Source organism: Pusillimonas caeni, assembly GCF_003545815.1.
GTDB classification, from domain to species: domain Bacteria; phylum Pseudomonadota; class Gammaproteobacteria; order Burkholderiales; family Burkholderiaceae_B; genus Pusillimonas; species Pusillimonas caeni.
On the sequence record NZ_PDUW01000002.1, the window covers coordinates 224751 to 245065 of the forward strand.

Annotated in this window: 19 protein-coding genes; 9 read left to right on the forward strand and 10 right to left on the reverse strand. The window is 62.0% G+C overall.

Features of this window, described 5'->3' with window-relative positions; all coding sequences use genetic code 11:
• Positions 1 to 7 precede the first annotated feature (7 nt).
• The gene (locus CSC67_RS04770; RefSeq protein WP_118993383.1) at positions 8 to 1183 is read left to right on the forward strand and encodes an ABC transporter substrate-binding protein; all 1176 of its coding nucleotides are present in this window, start codon (positions 8 to 10) and stop codon (positions 1181 to 1183) included.
• A gap of 128 nt (positions 1184 to 1311) precedes the next feature.
• Here the strand turns inward: CSC67_RS04770 and lysA are convergent, their stop codons facing one another.
• The 5 genes from lysA to CSC67_RS04795 all read right to left on the reverse strand — a co-directional run bounded on the left by lysA (position 1312) and on the right by CSC67_RS04795 (position 6987).
• Positions 1312 to 2586 (reverse strand): diaminopimelate decarboxylase, encoded by a 1275-nt coding sequence (gene lysA, locus CSC67_RS04775; protein WP_118993384.1) that lies wholly within the window; start codon positions 2584 to 2586, stop codon positions 1312 to 1314.
• 156 nt (positions 2587 to 2742) lie between these two features.
• Positions 2743 to 3723: a TRAP transporter substrate-binding protein DctP gene (dctP, locus tag CSC67_RS04780; protein ID WP_118993385.1), complete on the reverse strand. Its 981-nt coding sequence runs from the start codon at positions 3721 to 3723 to the stop codon at positions 2743 to 2745.
• 85 nt (positions 3724 to 3808) lie between these two features.
• Complete coding sequence (locus tag CSC67_RS04785) at positions 3809 to 5086, reverse strand: metal-dependent hydrolase family protein (protein WP_118993386.1); 1278 nt, start codon at positions 5084 to 5086, stop codon at positions 3809 to 3811.
• Between the two features lie 19 nt (positions 5087 to 5105).
• Positions 5106 to 6107, reverse strand: coding sequence for a hypothetical protein (locus CSC67_RS04790; protein WP_118993387.1), 1002 nt, complete (start codon positions 6105 to 6107; stop codon positions 5106 to 5108).
• Positions 6100 to 6987 (reverse strand): branched-chain amino acid transaminase, encoded by an 888-nt coding sequence (locus tag CSC67_RS04795; protein ID WP_118993815.1) that lies wholly within the window; start codon positions 6985 to 6987, stop codon positions 6100 to 6102. The genes CSC67_RS04790 and CSC67_RS04795 overlap by 8 nt, the downstream gene beginning before the upstream one ends.
• Before the next feature lie 119 nt (positions 6988 to 7106).
• Here CSC67_RS04795 and CSC67_RS04800 point away from each other — a divergent pair, with 119 nt between their 5' ends.
• Positions 7107 to 8015 carry a LysR family transcriptional regulator gene (locus CSC67_RS04800; protein ID WP_118993388.1) on the forward strand — a complete coding sequence of 303 codons (909 nt, stop codon included), beginning with the start codon at positions 7107 to 7109 and terminating at the stop codon, positions 8013 to 8015.
• On the opposite strand, the gene lptM is transcribed toward CSC67_RS04800, so the two are convergent.
• Complete coding sequence (lptM, locus tag CSC67_RS04805) at positions 7993 to 8211, reverse strand: LPS translocon maturation chaperone LptM (protein ID WP_118993389.1); 219 nt, start codon at positions 8209 to 8211, stop codon at positions 7993 to 7995. The genes CSC67_RS04800 and lptM overlap by 23 nt on opposite strands.
• Before the next feature lie 31 nt (positions 8212 to 8242).
• On the opposite strand from lptM, the gene cyaY reads away from it, so the two are divergent.
• Positions 8243 to 8572: an iron donor protein CyaY gene (gene cyaY, locus CSC67_RS04810; RefSeq protein ID WP_118993816.1), complete on the forward strand. Its 330-nt coding sequence runs from the start codon at positions 8243 to 8245 to the stop codon at positions 8570 to 8572.
• On the opposite strand, the gene CSC67_RS04815 is transcribed toward cyaY, so the two are convergent.
• A complete protein-coding gene (locus tag CSC67_RS04815) occupies positions 8569 to 11001 on the reverse strand; it encodes a penicillin-binding protein 1A (RefSeq protein ID WP_118993390.1) in 2433 nt (810 codons plus the stop codon). The two genes, cyaY and CSC67_RS04815, sit on opposite strands and share 4 nt — an antisense overlap.
• Before the next feature lie 115 nt (positions 11002 to 11116).
• On the opposite strand from CSC67_RS04815, the gene CSC67_RS04820 reads away from it, so the two are divergent.
• The 5 genes from CSC67_RS04820 (at position 11117) to CSC67_RS04840 (ending at position 15652) form a co-directional block, all read left to right on the forward strand.
• Positions 11117 to 11725 (forward strand): shikimate kinase, encoded by a 609-nt coding sequence (locus tag CSC67_RS04820; protein ID WP_425337627.1) that lies wholly within the window; start codon positions 11117 to 11119, stop codon positions 11723 to 11725.
• Positions 11722 to 12801, forward strand: a complete 1080-nt coding sequence (gene aroB, locus CSC67_RS04825; protein WP_118993391.1) for a 3-dehydroquinate synthase — start codon at positions 11722 to 11724, stop codon at positions 12799 to 12801. Before CSC67_RS04820 ends, aroB begins: the two co-directional genes overlap by 4 nt.
• A gap of 11 nt (positions 12802 to 12812) precedes the next feature.
• Positions 12813 to 13946 (forward strand): deoxyguanosinetriphosphate triphosphohydrolase, encoded by a 1134-nt coding sequence (locus tag CSC67_RS04830; protein ID WP_118993392.1) that lies wholly within the window; start codon positions 12813 to 12815, stop codon positions 13944 to 13946.
• A 200-nt stretch (positions 13947 to 14146) separates the two neighbouring features.
• Entirely contained in the window at positions 14147 to 14707 is a 561-nt protein-coding gene (locus CSC67_RS04835; protein ID WP_245220124.1) for a 3-hydroxyanthranilate 3,4-dioxygenase, read from the forward strand.
• 15 nt (positions 14708 to 14722) lie between these two features.
• Entirely contained in the window at positions 14723 to 15652 is a 930-nt protein-coding gene (locus tag CSC67_RS04840) for an MBL fold metallo-hydrolase (RefSeq protein ID WP_118993394.1), read from the forward strand.
• A 51-nt stretch (positions 15653 to 15703) separates the two neighbouring features.
• Here CSC67_RS04840 and CSC67_RS04845 read toward each other — a convergent pair whose 3' ends face one another.
• A complete protein-coding gene (locus CSC67_RS04845) occupies positions 15704 to 16333 on the reverse strand; it encodes a cysteine hydrolase family protein (protein ID WP_167752756.1) in 630 nt (209 codons plus the stop codon).
• 314 nt (positions 16334 to 16647) lie between these two features.
• Between CSC67_RS04845 and CSC67_RS04850 the strand changes: the two genes are divergently transcribed.
• Positions 16648 to 17883 carry a LysR family transcriptional regulator gene (locus tag CSC67_RS04850; protein ID WP_118993396.1) on the forward strand — a complete coding sequence of 412 codons (1236 nt, stop codon included), beginning with the start codon at positions 16648 to 16650 and terminating at the stop codon, positions 17881 to 17883.
• 60 nt (positions 17884 to 17943) lie between these two features.
• Here CSC67_RS04850 and CSC67_RS04855 read toward each other — a convergent pair whose 3' ends face one another.
• Both CSC67_RS04855 and CSC67_RS04860 read right to left on the reverse strand, forming a co-directional pair.
• Positions 17944 to 19104 carry an ABC transporter substrate-binding protein gene (locus CSC67_RS04855; RefSeq protein ID WP_245220125.1) on the reverse strand — a complete coding sequence of 387 codons (1161 nt, stop codon included), beginning with the start codon at positions 19102 to 19104 and terminating at the stop codon, positions 17944 to 17946.
• 93 nt (positions 19105 to 19197) lie between these two features.
• Complete coding sequence (locus CSC67_RS04860; protein ID WP_118993398.1) at positions 19198 to 20244, reverse strand: aromatic ring-hydroxylating dioxygenase subunit alpha; 1047 nt, start codon at positions 20242 to 20244, stop codon at positions 19198 to 19200.
• Positions 20245 to 20315 lie beyond the last annotated feature (71 nt).

Consider the following 20315-nt stretch of genomic DNA (forward strand, 5'->3'; position numbering starts at 1 on the left):
AGGGGTCATGTCATTACACGTCAAGAAGCTTATCAGTGCGTCGATCGTTGCCTTGGGGGCGGCCGCCATGGGCGGGGCGGCGCACGCCGAAATCAAGATCGGTCTCATCACCACCCTGTCCGGCGGCGGCGCGGCGCTGGGCCAGGACCAGCTCGACGGCTTCATGCTGGCGGTCGAGCAGAATGGAGGCAAGCTGGGCGGGGAGGACGTCACCGTCATCAGCGAAGACGACCAGATGAAGCCCGAGCAGGGCGTGCAGATCGCTCGCAAGATGGTCAATAACGACAAGGTCGACTTCGTTACCGGCATCATCTATTCCAACGTGATGATGGCCGCCCGCAAGCCCATCCTCGACGCCAAGGTCTTCCTCATCGGCTCCAACGCCGGCCCGTCCCCCATGACCGGCGCCGAATGCTCGCCGTATTTCTTCTCCACCTCGTGGAACAACGACCAGCTGCACGAGGGCGCGGGCGAAATCGCCACCAAGCTGGGCTACAAGAACATGTATCTCATGGCGCCCAACTACCAGGCGGGCAAAGATGCCTTGGCGGGCTTCAAGCGCTTCTACAAGGGCGAAGTGCTGGACGAGGTCTACACCCAGATCGGCCAGATGGACTACTCGGTCGAAATCGCCCAGCTGCAGCAGGTCCAGCCGGACGCCGTGTATGTCATGTATCCAGGCAGCATGGGCGTGAACTTCGTCAAGCAGTACCGCCAGGCGGGCCTGCTGGGCAAATTGCCGCTCATTTCAGCGGCCACCATCGACGGCTCCACCCTGCCGGCCTTGCAGGACCTTGCCCTGGGCGCCATCACCAATGCGCCTTGGGCCCCCAACCTCGACAACCCGCAAAGCAAGCAATTCGTCGAGGCCTTCCAGGCCAAGTACAACAGGGTGCCTTCCCAGTATGCCGCCCAGTCCTATGACGCGGCCAATCTCATCGATTCGGCGCTGCGCAAGGTCAACGGCGATGTGAAGGACAAAGACGCCTTGCGCAAGGCGCTCGAGGCCGCCGACTTCAAGTCGATACGGGGCGAATTCAAGTACAACACCAACCACTTCCCCATCACCGACTGGTATCGCGTCGACGTCGTCAAGGACGAAAACGGCAAGGCGGCGCTGCACGCGGTGGACGTGGTTCTGAAAGACCACAAAGACGCTTATTACGAGCAGTGCAAGATGTAGGACCAAAGGCCTTTGCGAATAAAAAAACCGGCTCCGGGCGCAAGCCCGGAGCCGGTTTTTCCAGCATGCTTTCGCGGATCGGACCGGTAATCGGCCAGTGCGGCTGCCCTTTTTAGTGTTGACAGGCTCTAAGGCAGCACTTTTTCGTCGGCGAACAGGCTTTCCAGCGTTTCACGGGGCCGCACGACGTGATAGCTGCCGCCATCGACCATGACTTCGGCGGGACGGGGCCGGGTGTTGTACTGGCTGGACATGGTGAAGGCATAGGCGCCGGCCGACATGATGGCCAGCAGGTCGCCCTGCCGCAGGTCGAGCTGCCGATCACGCGCCAGCCAGTCTCCGCTTTCGCAGATGGGGCCCACCACGTCGTAGGTCTTGGCGTCGGCCGGCCGCTGCTCGGCCGGCTGTCCGACCTGCTCGACGCTGTGCCAGGCATCGTACAGGGTGGGACGCAACAGGTCGTTCATGGCGGCATCGACGATGGCGAAGTTCTTGGCGTCGGTGTGCTTCAGATATTGCACGCCGGTCAGCAGCACGCCGGCGTTGCCCACCAGCGAACGCCCGGGTTCCAGCACGATCTGCAAATGGCCCAGGTTTCGTGCTTGCAGCCGTTCGAATACATTGTCGAGCAGCATCTTGGGCGTAAGAGGCGTTTCGTCGGTGTAGCGGATGCCGATGCCGCCGCCCAGATCCAGATGCTCGATGCGTATGCCCTTGTCGGCCAGCGCGCAGATGAGGTCCAGCAGTTTTTCGAGCGCATCCAGGTAGGGATCCACCTCGGTGATCTGCGATCCGATGTGGCAGTCGACGCCCACGATCTTCAGACTGTCCAATTGCACGGCGCGCCGATAGACTTCAGGCGCCGTCTCGATGGCAATGCCGAATTTGTTCTCTTTGAGGCCGGTGGAGATATAGGGATGGGTATGCGCGTCGACGTCGGGATTGACGCGCAGGGATACCGGCGCCACCTTGCCCGCCTGTGCGGCAACCTGCGCCAGCCGCTCGAGCTCGGCCTCGGACTCGACGTTGAAGCACTTGACGCCGGCTTCCAGCGCGGCCCGCATTTCCCAGTCCTGCTTGCCGACGCCGGAAAACACCACTTTGGCCGGATCGCCCCCCACGGCCAGCACCCGGGCCAGCTCGCCCCCCGAGACGATGTCGAAGCCCGAGCCCAGCTTGCGGAATTCGTTCAGCACCCCCAGGTTGGAGTTGGCCTTCATGCCGAAGCAGACCAGCACATTGCGACCCTCGCCGGCGGTGCTGTAGGCCTGCCAGGCATCGTGCAGCGCTTTGCGCGAATACACGTACAGGGGCGTGCCGAATTCCTGGGCGAGCGTGGTGAGGGGGACGTCCTCGGCGTGCAGGACCTGGTTCTTGAAGGCGAAATGGGGAGCGACGGTCATGAAATCAAAGATAGGAAGCGCATGCCGGCGCAGGACGCGGCGGCATGCCGGGCATTATCGGGCTGTACGCGCAAGTTCGCACACAGCCCAAAATAATACAACACATGCGCCCCGTTTCATGGACAGCCCCCGGGCGCTTGCCCGAGAGCCGGTCTTTCACTCCTGCTTGGTCAGCAGCGCTCGCAAGCGCTCGACTTCTTCGGCGGGGGCTTGCGCGGCGAGCTGCTCCCATCCCGTCCGCAGGGCGGTGTCGCTCCAGCGCTTCTCGTCCTCCGCACTGAAGGTCAGGGTTTCGATGCCGGCCTGCTTCTGAAGTTCGAGTTCTTTCCGGTTCAGCTCGGGCATTTCTTCATGCTGGTTCTGTTCGAGCCAAAGCGCCGTTTTGCTGAGCAGGTCGCGCTGCTCCTGACTGAGCCCGTTCCAGCGGTCGAGGTTCACCAGGGCATTGACGTCCACGCGGTAGAAGCCCGGATCCACGCGGTACTTGGTGACTTCGTGCCAGCCGAGGTCGATCACCCCGTGCAGCGGCCAGCCATAGCCCTGCACGACGCCGCGCTCCAGCGCGGTGTAGACCTCGCCCGGGGGAGTCTGGACGACACTGGCGTTCAGAGCGCGAAAGAAGGACATATAAGTGGGCGAGACCCGGATGACGAGCCGGTCGAGGTCGGGCTTGTCTATCTTGCGCGTGAGGTACAAGTGATACGGCTGCTCGTCGGCGGTTCTCGCCAGGTACCAGGCGTTCATCTTCTTGTTGTGCAGCGAGTTGATGTATTCCCATGCGCCGTTCTGCCGTTGTTCGTGTATGGGTATCTCGCTGAGCCGCAAGGCATCCGCGGAGGGCATGCGGTTGAGGTAGAAGGCGCCGGGAATGTTGGCGATGTCGACCACGCCGCTGGCCACCGCGTTGCCCAGCTCGAAGGGAGGCATGGTTTCGGGGCCGCCCAGTATGCGGATGCGCAGCAGCCCTTTGCCGTCTTCGTTGACCTTCTGGACAAATCTTTCGAAAGGCTTTGAAAAAGCGGTTCCGGCGGCAAAGGCGCTGACCGCCCGCAGTTCTGTTTCCGCATGGGCGATGCCGCCTGCGCATAGCAGGGCGGTGACGGCTAATAGGCTCCAGGCTTTCTTGACTACTTTCATTACTGCCTCCTTGAGTATGATTTTTTTGTAATGAAACACGCCGAGGCGCATGGGCCGCGGCCGCCGGGCCCGAAGGGCCGGCTGATCAGGCGGGCGTCCCGGGGGCGCCGACGCCGATATTGCTGAATGCCGCGCCCATCAGAAAGCGGCTGGCATCGCGATCGAGCACTGTGCGCCCGTTCAGGACGACCTGGCGCACATGTTCCGGGTCTCGCAACAGCGAGATGTCCTCGAGCGGGTCGGCGTCCAGCACCAGGAAATCCGCATACTTGCCGGCTTCCAGGGTGCCGACCAGATGTTCCATCTTGAGCATGCGCGCGCTGTCCCGGGTCGCGGTCTGGATAGCTTCCATGGGGGTCATGCCTAATTCGACCAGATAGAACAGTTCGTCCAGGTTCGTGCCATGCCTGGTGAAGGGAACACCCGCGTCCGTACCCATGGCCAGCCGGACGCCCGCCTTCCGCGCCGCTTTGAACGAAGCGACATGCGCATCGATGGCGCTGCGGGCCTTGGCGACCGCCGCTTCGGGTATCCCCGCCTCGGTCCCGTGCAGCACGACATTGCGCACCGGCGTGGACGTGGCCACCAGCCATGTCCCACGTTCCAGCATCATGTCGATGCCTTCCGCGTCGATGAAGTAGCCGTGCTCGATCGAATCGACGCCGGCAAGGATGGCGTTCTTGATGCCCTGGCCTCCGTGGGCGTGGGCGGCGGCGATCTTGCCCGCATTGTGGGCTTCGTCCACGGCGGCGCGCATCTCCTGCACGGACAGCTCCGCATTGCCGATTTCGCTGCCCTGCGTCAGGATGCCTCCGGTGGCGATCAGCTTGATGTTGTCCGCACCGGCCTTCAATTGCTGCCTGGCGGCGCGTCTGGCCGCGTCCGGGCCGTCGACCTCGGTGCCCAGAAACTGCCAGCCGTGACCGCCGGTCATGCACAAGGCCTGTCCGCTGAGCAGCAGCCGGGGCGTGATGCACAGGCCGTCCTGGGCGGCGCGCCGCAGCGCGAAGTCGACTTGGCCCGGCGTGCCGCAGTCGCGCACGGTCGTGACGCCGCTATGGAGCGTGTGCAGGGCGTTGCGGCCGGCGCGCAGGACGGCGAGCATGTGATCCTGCGGCGAGACGGGCGGGTCCAGCTTGGGCTTGGCGTCCATGGAAAGATGCACATGGCAATCGATCATTCCCGGCACGATCGTCCTTCCCCGCAGGTCGACGGCGTTTCGGCCGGCCAGGCTCTTTGGCGGGTCGCCGTCGCCGACGTCCACAATGCAGGCGCCCTCGACCGCCAGGTAGCCCTGCCGTATACGACCCGTTCCGTCTATGATCCGGGCATTGCGATATACACATGAAGTGCTTGGCTGCATCGCTTTTCCTTGGTATGTGTCAGGCGGCGCGGATCATGTCCGCGTCCGATGCTTTCATGTCGAAGAGTTCACCCAGGCCCGCCTCGCAGGCGCGCCGGTAGATCTCCCAGCCGAGGACGACGTCCGTGCTGGCTATTCCGCATACGGCAATCATGGTGGGGCCCGCATGATGCGGTTCGGCGGCTGAAACGTCCTGGAAGCGCAGCATGCGCCGCGGCGGCGCCAGGCCGGGCCGATGCGCCTGGAGCAGCTTGGCGAAAAAGGCGGGCGCGTCCGCGACAAGCAGGCCGGCTTCTGAAAGCACTTCGGGCTGCCACGAATTGAGCAAATCGAGCGGAACGAATATCGAGTCCTGCCCCAGCCACCCCGGTGCAATGGGAGGCGCTGAGGACGGAGGAACGGAAGAGATGACGATGTCGGCGGGCTGAACCGCTTGGGACGGCTCGGCGACCGGTATCAGCGTCCAGTCTCCCTCCCGGCTCATTTCATGGCAGAAGCGCTCGCGCGAAGCGCTGCTGAGAGATGAAACGTAGACCGTGTCCAGCGTCGGAAAGGCCATCCCGAACATGCGCAGCGCCCATCTGCCGAGTCCGCCGCAGCCGACCAGGCCGAGCCGGCGTGGCGGTTTGCGGATGAAGGGCTTCGCCATGACAGCCGCGCAGGCCGCCGTGCGCATGAAGGTGACCAGCATGCCTTCCATGATGCAGACGGGATGGCCATGCTCTGGATGGTTCAGCACGATCAGCCCCGAGGAATCGGCCTTGCCCTGCCCGCGGTTGTCGGGGTAGTACGAGACCCATTTCATGCCCAGCGCGCGGCAGTCGGCGCCGACCCAGGCGGGCATTGCGTCCAGAAAACTGTCGGGCCGGTCGGGCCGGATGCCGATCTTCAGCGGCACATCGACGTGGCCGTTCCCATCGTGGGCATAGGCTTGCCGGATATGCTGCAGAACCTGGGATGGCGAAGGGCTGGCCGCCCTGACGTCGTCCAGGCTGAGCAGCCTGATGCGCGCATCAGACATAGGTCAGCCACTCGGGATGGGTGTCGGCACGGCCATGGACGTGGTCGAAGTAGGCCTGCTGCAGCATCGTCGTCACGGGGCCGCGACGTCCGTCGCCGATACGGCGGTTGTCCAGTTCCACCAGGGGCGTCACTTCGGCGCCCGTGCCGACGAAGAAGGCTTCGTCCGCTGTCAGGACATAGTCCCGGGAGAACAGTTCTTCACGCAGTTCCAGTCCTTTGTCGCGAGCCAGGGTGATGATGGTGGCGCGTGTGATGCCGTCCAGCAAGTGCGCCAGCGACGGCGTGAACAGCACGCCGTCCCGGACGATGAAGACGTGTTCGACCGATCCTTCGGCGACATGGCCATTGGCGTCGAGCAGCAGGGCTTCGTCATATCCGTCGCGCCGGGCTTCGGTCCTTGCCATCTGGAACAGCATGTAGTTGCCGCAGGCCTTGGCCTTGGACATGTGCGAATTGATGTGATGGCGTATGTAGCTGGACGTCTTGGCGCGGCTGCCTTTTTCGAGCGTGCCCTGGCCTATGTACTCGCCCCAATGCCAGGTGGCGATGGAGACATTGACGTCGCAGTTCTCGTAGGACAGGCCCATGCCGCCATGGCCGATGTAGGCCAGAGGCCGGATGTAGCACTCGTCCGACCCGTTGGCCTTGATGATCTCGCGGGTGGCTTCCACGAGCTCGTCCAGCGAGTAGGGCACTTCGAACCCCAGGATGGTGGCCGAGTGTCTCAGACGTTTCATGTGTTCGCGCAGCCTGAACACCGCCGGACCCCGTTCCGTCTTGTAGCAGCGTATACCCTCGAAGACCCCGAAGCCATAGTGCAGTGTGTTGCTGATGACGTGTGCATGGGCCTCGTCCCAGGCCACTGTCTTGCCGTCCATCCAGATGTAGTCCGCTTTTTCCACCTTGTCCTCCAAATAGTTGAACAAAGTATGGTTGCGGCTCTAATATGGGTCAATCTAATGGAGTTTATTAATTAAATAAGTCTGGTTTATCCGAAATGACGCTTCCACGCGAAATCGACTTGAACCTGATGCGCGTCTTTCGCGCCATCTATGAAGAAGGCAGCCTTACCACGGTAGCGGACAAGCTCGGCCTGACCCAGCCTGCGATCAGCTATTCGCTGGGCCGCTTGCGAGAGCTTTTGGGAGACCCCTTGTTCGTCCGGCAGCGGCACAGAATGGAGCCGACGCCCGCAGCAAGACGCCTGTTCGAACCCATTTCCATCAGCCTGGACATGATGCACAATGCGGTGCACAGCCATCTGGTGTTCGATGCGGCGCATAGCCGCCGCACATTCCGGTTGAGCATGTCCGACCTGGGCGAAATGGCTTTTTTGCCGCCGCTGTGCGAGTACCTCGGCGTTCACGCGCCCAACGTGCGCGTCGAAGTCGACCCGGTTTCCATGGACGAAACGGTCGACGCCCTTCGCCAGGGCGAACTCGACCTGGCGATCGGCCATCTCGCCAACCTCAATCCCCTGACGCAGCACGATATCCTGTTTCGCGAAGCCTACGTCGGCATGGTCCGGGAGGAACACCCCTTCGCCGGGCGGCGGGAGGTGACGCGGGACGACTTCCTATCCATGCCGCACATCCTGGTGGGCTCCAACTCCAACGCCCATCGACTGTTCGAGGATCTGTTGCTGGCTCAGGGAGTGCACCGCAAGGTCGCGCTACGCGTGCCGCATTTCACCGTCGTGCCCGACATTCTCGAACGCAGCGACATGGTGTGTGCGATACCGCATCGCATTGCGCGGCAGTTCAACCGCCACGGCGGGTTTCATATCTTTTCGCTGCCCATCGACGTTCCGCCCAGCGATGTTGCGGTGCACTGGCACCGCCGCTACGAGCATGAAGCCAGCAACAGATGGCTGAGAGAGCTCGTCATTCGCCTGCTAAAGGAATAGCCGTGGCGGTGTTGCTGTCGTCGGGCGCCGGTGTCGGCGCGGGCTGCGGGGGCGCGGTCAGCGAATCCTGGGGCGGCGGGGGCGGCATGTACAGCGGCCCCTTGTAGCCGCAGGCGGCCAACAGCGTCGACACGGCCAGGCTGGCTACAATGCGGTACGTGACTGAAGCGGGTGTCTTGGTTCGGGACGCTTGCATGACGAACTCCAAAAATCGGGTGTATTGCGATATGAACGAAACAGAATTCCTCGCTCGAAGCGAGGCCATACTGGATGACCTGGAAAGCCAGTCCGACGACTGGATATCATTGTATGACCTCGACATCGAGGCCCATCGCAGCGGAAACGTCCTGACCCTGGTGTTCGACGACGCCATCCATGTGGTGATCAACAGCCAGGCGCCCATGCAGGAAATGTGGGTGGCGGCGCCCAGCGGCGGTTTTCATTATCGCTTCGACGGGCAGCGCTGGAACGACACGCGCGGCGGCCCCCACATGGCGGAGGCCCTGTCGCAGATCGTGTCCGAGGCCACGGGCCAGCCCATCAAAGTCGTGATCTAGAACTGTACGCGTTGAACCTGGGCGGCATCGCCCCGGCCGCTGGAGCTGAGCTGTTCGAGCAGCGTGCCGATGCCGTCGATGCCGCTTCCATCGATGCCGCTGCCGTCGATGTTCAACTCGTTGGGCGTGGGCAGCCCGACGCGGGCCACGGCTTGTCCCGGCGGGAATTCCGAGAAATAGTAATCGCCGTCGATCCTGCTGAGCCCGCTGGGCGGATCGCCCACCGGCGTTTCGGGTATATCGGCCAGCGCAACGCGCATGTAATCGAGCCAGATGGGCATGGAAGCGCCGCCGCCGGTTTCGCGTGAGCCGAGGGAGCGGGGCTGGTCGAAGCCCATCCAGGCGACGCCAACGAGCTTGGGCGTGAAGCCGGCGAACCAGGCATCGTGCGAGTCGTTGGTGGTGCCGGTCTTGCCGCCGATGTCGTTGCGCTTGAGCGCGCCGTGCACGCGCGCCGCCGTGCCGTAGGTGGCGACGCCGCGCATCATGTCGTTCATCACGTAGGCGGTGCGGGGGTCGATGGCGCGCGCCGCGGCGTCGCCGGCGACGGTGGGCTTGGCCTGCATGATGACCTTGCCGCTGGAGTCGGTGACGTGGTCGATGAGATAGGGCGGGACGCGGTAGCCGCCGTTGGCGAAGACGGCATAGCCGCCCGCCAGCTGCAGCGGGGTGACGTTGCCCGCGCCCAGCGCCAGGGGCAGCACCGCCGGGTTGCGCGACCGGTCGAAGCCGAACCGGGTGATGTAGTCTTGAACGTACTTGGGGCCCACCGCCTGCATGATGCGGATCGACACCATGTTCTTCGACTTGTACAAAGCCTGGCGCATCGTCAGCATGGGCTCGTAGGTGTTGCCGTAGTTCTTGGGGCTCCAGGCCTTGGAGCCGGTTTGCGCCGCCGTTAGCATGAAGGGTTCGTCGGACACCTGGGTGGAGGGCGTCAGGCCGCGCTCCAGCGCCGAGGCATAGATGAAGGGCTTGAAGGCGGAGCCCGGCTGGCGCCAGGCCTGGGTGACGCGGTTGAACTGTTCTTCGAAGTTGAAGCCGCCCACCAGCGAGATGATGGCGCCGTCCTGCGGACGGATCGATACGAAGGCGGCTTGCACCGCCGGGCGGTTGATGACCTCCCAGGTATCGCCGTTTTTATGCACATATACGATCGATCCGCGTTCGATGCGGTATTGGTCTTTGGCGTTCTTGCCCAGGCCGCGCGCAACAATCTTGAGGGCGTCCTTGTCGGTGACCTCGATGATCTGCTGCGAACTGCGGGCCACCGTGACCTTTTCCGGGCTGGCCGCCAGCACGACCCCCATGAGCAGGTCGTCGCTGTCGGGGTATTTATCTTGCAGGTCGTCGAGCAGGGTGTCCAGCGCCGTGCTGTCTTTTTCGATGCCTTCCGGCAGGCGGATGGTTTCTTCGGGACCGGGGTAGATGGCGCGGCGCGTGTACTGCAGTATGCCGTCGCGCACCGCCTCGTAGGCGGCCTGCTGGTCCTTGGAATGTATGGTGGTGTAGATGTTGAAGCCGCGCGAATAGACGTTGTCCTGATAGACGCTGTAGAGCAGCCGGCGGGCGAGCTCGGCGACGTATTCGCCATGGATGGCATAGCCGCCGGCCGGCGTGCCGGGAGCGGACTTGAGCTCGATGGGCTGGGCCATGGCTTCCTGGTATTCGGCTTCGGTGAGGTAGCCCAGGCTGCGCATGCGGCCCAGCACATAGGCCTGGCGGGCCTTGGCGCGCGGCATGTTGGCGATGGGGTTGAAGCGCGAGGGCGCCTTGGGGATGCCGGCCAGCATGGCCGCCTCGGCCGCGGTGATGTCGCTGAGCTGCTTGCCGAAATAGGTGCGTGATGCCGCGGCGAAACCGTAGGCCCGGTGGCCCAGGAAGATCTGGTTCATGTACAGATCGAGGATCTGGTCCTTGGTAAGGGTGGCCTCGATCTTGAAGGTGAGCAGCAGCTCGTAGAATTTTCGGGTGTAGGTCTTTTCGGACGACAGATAGAAATTGCGGGCCACCTGCATGGTGATGGTGCTGGCGCCCTGGGTCTTGGACATGTGGACGATGTTGGCCGCCACGGCTCGCGCCACGCCCGTCCAGTCGATGCCGCCGTGCTGGTAAAAACGGTCGTCCTCGGCTGCTAAAATGGCCGACTTCATGACGTCGGGAATTTCGTCGAACCGCAGCACGTTGCGGCGTTCTTCGCCGAATTCGCCGATAAGCACCTTGTCGGACGTATACACCCGCAGCGGAACGCGCGGCCGATAGTCGACCATGGCCGTGAGGTCGGGCAGATTGGGCCAGGCCAGCGCCAGGGCCAGCGCGCCAAGCAGCGCCCCGCAAAGGCCAAGCCCGGCCAGGAAGACGGCCGACTTGATCAGGAATCGCGGCAAGCGTGATCGGGGCTTGCTGTTGGAAGATTTAGTAGAACTCATTGATGGCGATTTTAAGCCCAGGCAAACCGCGCAGCGCTCGATGCGCAGGAACAATGTAACGGATTAATGCGGGGGTAGTGGGCTAAAGAAGGATTGCAAGTGGGATAATACACAAATGAATGATTCTTTACGCGCGAATGCCGCCGTCCCGGCCGATGTTTCATGCGACGAGCAGACGCTTGCGGCGCCTGCCGGGGCCGGCGGCAAGCCGATATTTCTGGTGGGCATGATGGGGGCGGGCAAGACCACCATCGGACGCCACCTGGCCAAGGCCCTGAACCGCGAATTCGTGGACCTGGACCTTGCGCTCGAGGCCCGTTGCGGCGTGCCCGTTGCGGTAATTTTCGAAATCGAGGGCGAAGAAGGTTTTCGGCGCCGCGAAAGCCAGCTGCTGGACCTGTATTCGCAGCGGGAAGGCATTGTGCTGGCCACCGGCGGCGGCGCCGTGCTGGCCGAGCAGAACCGTTGCATGCTCAAAGAACGCGGCCTGGTCATTTATCTCAGGGCCACCAGCGACGAATTGTACCAGCGCGTCGCCCGCGACCGCCAGCGTCCGTTGTTGCAAACAGACGACCCGCGCGCCCGTGTGGCCGAGCTGCTGGCGCAGCGCGCGCCGCTCTATGAAGAAGTGGCCACGCTCGCTTTCGACACCGGCAGCACGCCCATTCCCCAGGCGGTGCACGACCTGGTGACGCTATTGGAACAACACGAACACGCGCGATGAACTCTGTACACGTTGAAACACCCGGAGGGTCCTATCCCATCCACATCGGCCCCGGCCGGCTGGCCCTGTTGGCGCAAAGCATCCCGGCGGACGCGACCGCGGTGGCCCTGATCACCAATCCCACCGTGGGCGGACTGTATGCCGCCGGCGTCGAAAAAACGCTGGCCGAGGCCGGACATCGCGTGCTGCGGGTCGACCTGCCGGACGGCGAAGAGTACAAAGACTGGCAGACGCTGAATCTGGTTTTCGATGCCCTGCTGAAGAACCGCTTCGACCGCAAGGCGGTGCTGGCCGCCCTGGGCGGCGGCGTCATAGGCGACATGGTGGGCTTTGCCGCCGCGTGCTACATGCGGGGAGTGCGCTTCGTGCAGATTCCGACCACGCTGCTAGCCCAGGTCGATTCGTCGGTGGGCGGCAAGACGGCGGTCAACCACCCTCTCGGCAAGAACATGATCGGCGCCTTCTACCAGCCGGTGGCGGTGGAAATCGACATCGACGTGCTCCGGACGCTGCCGGCGCGCGAGATCACCGCGGGACTGGCCGAGGTCATCAAGTACGGGCTGATCATCGATGCGCCGTTTTTCGACTGGTGCGAGCAGAATGTGGACGCCTTGCGGGCCCTGGACGAGTCGGCCGTCACCTATGCGATCCGCCGTTCCTGCGAACTCAAGGCCCATGTCGTTTCGCAGGACGAGCGGGAATCCGGGCTGCGCGCCATATTGAATTTCGGCCATACCTTCGGCCATGCCATCGAGGCCGGCCTGGGCTACGGCCAGTGGCTGCATGGCGAGGCGGTGGGATGCGGCATGATCCAGGCCGCCGAACTGTCGGCCGTTGCGCTGGGCCTGCCGCGCGAAAGCGTCGAAAGGGTGCGGTCGCTGGTGCGGGCCATCGGCTGCCCCGACACGCCCCCCGACCTGGGCGTCGAGCGCTGGCTGGACCTGATGCAGGTCGACAAAAAGACCGAGGGCGGGCAATTGCGCTTCGTGTTGCTGCCCGAGATCGGGCGCGCGGTGTGCCAGTCGGTTCCGGACGAGGCGGTGCGAGAAGTATTGCAGCGCACCGCGGCCGTCTAGCGGTGCGGGCCATGGCGGCGACGGCGCTGGCTCCTTATGCATGCGATCCGGAACGCAGCCGGGGCCGCCTGCACCCCGAGGCGCCGCCCATCAATCGCACCCAGTTCCAGCGCGACCGCGACCGCATCATTCATTGCAACGCCTTCCGGCTGCTCGAGTACAAGACCCAGGTCTTCATCAATCACGAGGGCGACCTGTTTCGCACCCGCCTGACGCACAGCATCGAAGTGGCGCAGATTGCGCGAACCCTGGCTCGAAACCTGAGCCTGCACGAAGACCTGACCGAGGCGATTTCACTGGCCCACGACCTGGGCCACACTCCTTTCGGCCATGCCGGCCAGGACGAACTGAATGCCTGCATGCATGAAATGGCGCCGGAGGCCGGCGGTTTCGAGCACAATCTGCAAAGCCTGCGGGTCGTCGACGAACTGGAAGAGCGTTATGCGGCCTTCAATGGCCTGAACCTGTGCTTCGAGACGCGCGAGGGCATACTCAAGCACTGCTCGGTCTCGCACGCGCGCGAACTCGGCGAGATCGGCCGGCGCTTTCTGGATCGCACCCAGCCTTCGCTCGAGGCGCAGATCGCCAATCTGGCCGACGAAATCGCCTACAACAATCACGATGTCGACGACGGCCTGCGCTCGGGCCTGATCCGCATCGAGCAATTGATGCAGATCGAGATATTCGCCACCCATTACGCCGGCGTGATGCGCAAATATCCCAATCTGGAGCGCCAGCGCGCCGTCTCGGAAACGATCCGGGCCATGATCAATACGCTGATCGTCGACCTGACCGAGACCACGCGAGCCCGGATCGGGCATGCGCGTCCCGGCAGCGCCGACGAGGTGCGCCTGGCGGGTCCGCTGGCCGCGTTCTCGGCGCCCATGCGCGCGCAGACCAATGCGCTCAAGAGCTTTCTGCTTGCCAACCTGTATCGCCACAGCCGTGTGATGCGCATGACGACCAAGGCGCGCCGCATCGTGCGCGAGCTCTTCACCGCCTTCATCGACGACCCCCGCCTGCTCAAGGACGAATACCGGCGCGAGGGCGACGTCGAGCAGGCCCGCGCCATCGCCGACTACATCGCCGGCATGACCGACCGCTACGCCATCCGCGAGCATCGCGAATTGTTCCGCATGGATTGAGGCAGGCATAAAGCGTTTCGGCAACCTTAGAAGATTTTTGCGCAACCAGGCGCTGACGCTACATGCCAAAATGGGATTCGAAGCAAAGCGCGGCGCGCTTTCTTGCCGCCGCCCCCTGGGCGAGGCGCACCTCTTTTCAAGAGGACGGCGAGCAGGCCCGGCCTGCCAAGCAGGGGATATTTCAGTCGAGGAGACATGCAATGAGCACAGCGAGTGCACTGAATCAGATGATCGTGACGAGCGGTTTCGAGATGCCCAATCTCGATTTTGAGGCCGTCATGCGCCACCTTACCGAGACCGGCAAGCGAACCCACCAACTGTGGCTCACCCCCGATTCGCTGGCCTTCGTGGCGCGGGGACGCGAATATCGCAGCGAATTCCACCTGAACCCCAGCTACGAGATCCAGTATTCGCTCAAGGGCGATCTCAACCTGCACTATCGCACGCCCGAGGGCAAAGAGGAGATCGCTTACGTGCCCGAGGGTTCGGTGCTGTTCCAGCCGCCCCTGGTGCCGCATTCGCCGCGCTTTGCGCCCGACTCCTTCCAGTTCGTCATAGAGCGCGCCCGGCTGCCCGGCGAAATCGACCGCTTCCATTGGTACTGTCCGCAGTGCGACAATTTCCTGCATGAAGAAAGCTACGTGGTCGCCCACTACACCAACGACCCGGTGGGACGCGCCTACGAGAACTTCTACAACTCCGAAGAGTTTCGCACCTGCGACAAATGCGGTCACGTATTGCCGGCCCCCGAGAGGTTGTAGGATGGGGAGGCATGAATGATGCTTCGCCATGCAATGGACGTCAACCGCTGTGGCTGCGGCCTGAGGCTGGGCCTTGTCGAAATTACGCGTGTCGAGGACTATCAGGGCCCGGGGCTCAAGAGCACCGGCATGTTTCCCGATTTCCGGCCCGAAATGTGGCAGGCGCAGAAGGACTGGCTGGTTCCCGCCTTTTACGACCCGCAGGAAGACCGTATCAGGACCAGCATACACAGCTGGCTGGTGCGTACTCCGCACCATACGATTCTCATCGACAGTTGCATTGGCAATCACAAAGAGCGGCCGGTCGATCCTCGTTTCCATATGCGCAACGAACCTTGGATAGAACGGCTCGCGCGCGCCGGAGCGAAGCCCGAGGATATCGACTTCGTGATGTGTACGCATTTCCATGCCGACCACGTCGGCTGGAACACGCGGCTCGAAAACGGCCGCTGGGTGCCCTCCTTTCCGAATGCCAAGTATTTATTCACGAAGAAGGAATTCGCCCGCTGGGATGACAGAAGGCCGGACTATGTACATCGCGAATCGGAACGGTTTATTTTTGCCGACAGCGTGTTGCCGGTCGTGGAAGCGGGGCAGATGGAACTTGTCGATGAGGGCTATACGCTGGACGATGCCATGACGGTCGAGGCGGCATACGGCCATACGCCCGGCCACATAAAAATAAGGCTCAGGACGGACGGAGGGCATGCATTGTTTTGCGGCGACGTCATACATCACCCCATTCAGCTGCCTTATCCCAAGGTATATTCGGTTTTCGACGATGATCCGGTGCAAGCGCTGCAGACTCGCCTCGATGTACTGGACAACTGCGCCGCCCATGGCATTTTGCTGCTGCCCACTCATTTTGCCGAGCCCTACCTGTGCCGGATCGATTCCGTCGGCACGGCTCAGGAGCCGTCCTACATGCCCATTTGGCAACGGTAGCGCCCCGGCTGATCTAGCCGCGCCCCGGGCGCCGCTAGATCAGCCGGGGCGCTACGCCGGCACATAGTTGCGGGCGAGCCACTGGGCTACTTCGGCGGTGGGAGCTACCGTGCCGATATTGTTGTTTACCGTCGCGAGCGTTCCATCGTGGCCGGTTTGACTATTGCTGCCGACGGCATCGCCGACGAGAACGATGTGATATCCGCGGAAAAATCCGTCGCGCAGCGTGGAGTCGACGCAGACGTTCGTGGCCACCCCAGTGACGATCAGCGTTTTGACTCCGTGCTGGCGAAGGATGTCATCGAGATTGGTGCCGTGGAAACCGCTGAAACTGTGTTTGTCGACGATGATGTCGCCTTCGGCAGGATGTTCCTCATAGAAATCGGCGCCCCAGGTGTTTTCGAGGCAGCAGCCCTCTTCGCCGCGTTTCGCCATGAAGGCTTCGTTGATGTACTTGAAATCGTAGTGGGAACGGATCCACACAATCGGCGTGCCGGCGGCCCTGGCCTGCCTTATCAAAAGCCTGATATTGGGTAGCACGCCCTTGACATGGTCGACCTTGTAGCCGCGGCGCTGGGCAAGATAACCGTCGGGTGAGCAGAAGTCATTTTGCAGGTCTATGACCAGCAATGCCATACGATCGGCCTGTTTCCACGAAGAGGTGTTAGCGATTGTCTCCATGTTGCGCTCGCCTGTCAGCAGTGGCCTGGAGCGACAGGTGCGCATGGTTTACCGGTGCACAATTGCTGCTTGTGCTTGCCCGTTTCGGCGGAGTGCTGCATGATATCTTCAACCTCGATGTTAGACATTGCAAAATTTGATACTGTTGGCATTTACGTCTCCTGGTTTCTACGCAGAAGTAAAGCAGTGGTTCCTGATGAAATCATTCTGGCATGTTGCTCATCAAGGCGCTATCTAAAAAGGTTCTATCATCGACTAAAGAATTTATAAGAGGGTGAAAGAAGCCTATCCAGCGCAGCGGGTGTATTTTCGTCATGACCTTGTATCCCGAAAACGTATTGCTCCCTACGAAGCATTTGCGCGTGTTCCATAAAGTGGCGCGGCTGGCCAGCATGTCCAAGGCGGCTGAGGAACTGCGCCGCGCGCCCTCGGCCGTGGCTCACTCCATCCGGCAGCTTGAGCTGTCCCTTGGCGCTACGCTCTTCGAGCGTACCGCGAGGGGAATGATGCTGACAGAGGCCGGCAAGATTCTTGTCAAGCGCGTTGAGTGCGCCTTCGAGGAAATGCAGACGGTGCGCGCCAAGCTCGACGAAATGCATCGCGATACGGACGGAGCCAGGCTGCATGACCCGCCCATTTTCTCGCTGGCGGTCAACGAACGCCGCCTTGCCGTTCTGATCGCTTTTTCAAAGCGCAAGCACATGGGCGAGGTGGCCAAGCAGATGCAGATATCGCAGCCTGCCGTCAGCATGGCTCTGCGTGACCTGGAAGGCAGTACGGGACTGATGCTGTTTGATCGTTCTACGCCGGTGGTGCGCTTGACGTCGGCGGGCGAGTTGCTGCTGATGCACCTGAAACGCGCCCTGGTGCAGTTGCGCCTGGCCTTCGCCGAGATCGCGGCGCTGAACGGCGTCATGGAAGGCCACGTGCTCGTGGGGGCCCTGCCTTTCGGCCGGGCGCATATTCTGCCCACCGCCATCGCCCGCATACACAAAAAGTACCCGTTGCTGCATTTCACCACTATAGAAGGGCCATTCGAAACGCTGGCAAACGCCTTATGGTGCGGCGACCTGGACCTGATCCTGGGCTCGATGCCGCCGGTGGAGCACTATTCAGACCTGGTGCGCGAAGAAATCTTCGGCGACCGTATGGCCGTAATCGTCAGGGCGGATCATCCGTTGGTGAACAGTGGTGTGCCGTCAATGTCCCAGCTGCTCGCAAGCTATTGGGTATTGCCCATCCAGGGTACTCCTACACGAGAGGTGCTGAACACCATATTCGAAACACTCGGCATATCCGAACCTCGCGTGGCGGTAGAATCGTCGGACCTTTCCGTGATTCGCGGCCTGCTGTTCAATAGCGACATGATCACCGTGGCTTCGCAACATCTGTTCGAGCCCGAGATCAGATCGGGTTTACTGGCGGCGCTGCCTGTCGAACTGCCACAGATACGGCGACCCATCGGCATCCTTCGCCGAAAACAAGATCACTCATCTCCCGGGGCTCAATTGCTGATCGAGGAAATCCGCTCGATACATACGACGAGCTGAACGAGCCGAACGCAGCCGCTGCAGGCGGCCGCGTTCGCAGAGACAGCGGCGGAAGCCGCTTTAACCTTCCGGGTTCTTGAAATTCGCCACCTTGTCGAATTCCACGTTGTACATTTGGCCATCGACGTTCTCGACGCGCCGTATGTAGACATTCTGGATGATGTCCCGTGTATCAGGGTCTATGCTGATGGGTCCCCGGGGGCTTTCCCAGCTCATGCCCTTCATGGCGTCGAGCAGGCGTTTTCCCGTGGCTTCGCCCCCCGTTTTTTTCAGCGACTCGTAAATCAGGTGCATGGCGTCATATGCCCCCACCGACATGGAATTAGGCAGCTCGCCGTTCGAGAGTTTCAGAAATTCGGCGACGTATGCCTTGTTGGTCGCCGAGTCATGGGCGGCGGAGTAATGCATCGATGACACGACGCCCTGTGCCTCGGGCCCCATGGATTGCAGCAAGTCGTCTTCGAGCAGGCCGCCCTGGGCGATCAGCCTGATGCCCGAGGCCGACAGGCCCTTGTCCGCGAACTGTTTCATGAGCGCGGCGCCCGGCCCGGACGGTACGAAGATGAACACGGCGTCGGGCCGGCTGTCTTTGACGCGCTGGAGGAATGGCGCGAAGTCCGGGTTTTGCAGCGGTATGCGAACAGAATCGATGACCTCTCCACCCGCCTCGGCAAAGCGCTTGACGAATGTCTTCTCGGCATCGTGTCCCGGTCCATAGTCGGAAACCAGCGTGGTTACTTTCTTGATGTCGTTCTTCGCCGCCCAGTCGGCCAAGGGAGCCGTGGTTTGGGGCAGGGCTTGCGAGGTCCTGACGATATAGTCGGATTTCTTGACAATTGCGGACGTGCCGGCAGCGGTAACAATCATGGGTGTCGCCGACTGGGTCGCCAGGGGAGCGACGGCAAAGGCGGCTGGAGTCAGTCCAAATCCCGCCAGCACATCTACTTTTTCTTTTACGAGCAACTCCTGCGCGAGCCGCTTCGCCACCTCGGGCTGAACGCCGCCGTCATCCTTGATGATGACTTCGATCTTCCGGCCCGCAGCTTCGTTTCCATGTTGCCTCATGTACAAATCAATCGCGATCTGCGATTGATGGCCGACCATGGCGAAGGGCCCCGTCATAGGAATGATGAAGCCGACCTTGAAGGATTCCGCTGCCTGCGCGAGCCCGGCGAAAGCCATGCATGAAACTGCCAGCACCAACTGATGAATTATTTTCATTTTTGTCCCTTCTGGGCACCGGCCGGCAAGGGGCGGGCGCATGTTTTCTATTGCCGCGGGTGTCTGCGGCTTTTTTACATCCTTCGAACGGAATCAAGCTTCCTCCATGGCCTCTTCACGTTCCGATCGGATCATCTTGTCGATGATCCTCCGGGCCTGCACGCCGCCGGTGTCGATATTCAGCATGAGAAGCTTGCGGTCGGGGTGGCTTTGTATATTGCGTTGCTGCGCCTCGAGAACGTCGAGGTCCTGGTGGAAGATTCTTCCCTGGTCTTCACGAATGGCCTCCGTCAGCGCTGCATCGTCGATCTTGTAGTTGCGGGCCATTCCCCAGAAATACCAGTGTGATGTTTCGGTTTCGGGGGTAATGAAATCGACCACCGTGGACGATGCTTTGTACTGGGGGTCGGCTTCGTAGCCCCCCTTGCCCGCAAGCGCCACTCCCACATCGATCATGATGTGGCTGGGGGGCGTGAACCGCGAGACCTGCCAGCGGTCGACCGGCTGCTGGTCCGGCAGGCCGTTTGCTCGCAGGGCGGCCTGCCAATGAGGCGGAGCAATGATATTGTTCATGTAGCGGCTGGTGATCACCATGTCTCCGTCCGTGGTGGTGTTGACGGGGGCAAGGTCGATCTCGGGCTGGCCGATGCTTCCGGCATGTACATAGGCCTCGTGGGTGAGGTCCATAAGATTGTCGATCATGAGGCGGTAATCGCAGCCGATGTGGTACAGGCCGCCGTCGTATACCCACTTGCGGTTGTCGCACCACTCGAATGTGGGCACCAGCGACTCCTGGGCTTTTTCGGCTTCGCCGGGCCATACCCATAAAAAGCCGTATCGCTCCACGACCGGGTAGCTTTTGATACACGGAAACCCCTGGATGCGCTGCATGGGCATGGACACGGGCTTGCCGTCGCAGCCCATCACGAGGCCATGGTAACCGCAGACGAGGTTGCCGGCTTCGACGTAGCCCAGGGAGAGGGCGGCTCCGCGGTGGGGACAAAAATCTTCAACGGCACAGACTTTGTTGTCCAACCCGCGGTAGAAGGCTATTTTCTCTCCGCATATTTGACGGCCCAGAGGCTTGGCTTCGACCTCTTCGGATCTTGCTGCGACATACCAGGTGTTCTTCGGAAACATGGGCTCCTCCTATTCGGTGCTCAAGGGGCCGCGGATCGCGAGCGCGGATGGCCCCACACAGTGAAGTTGCC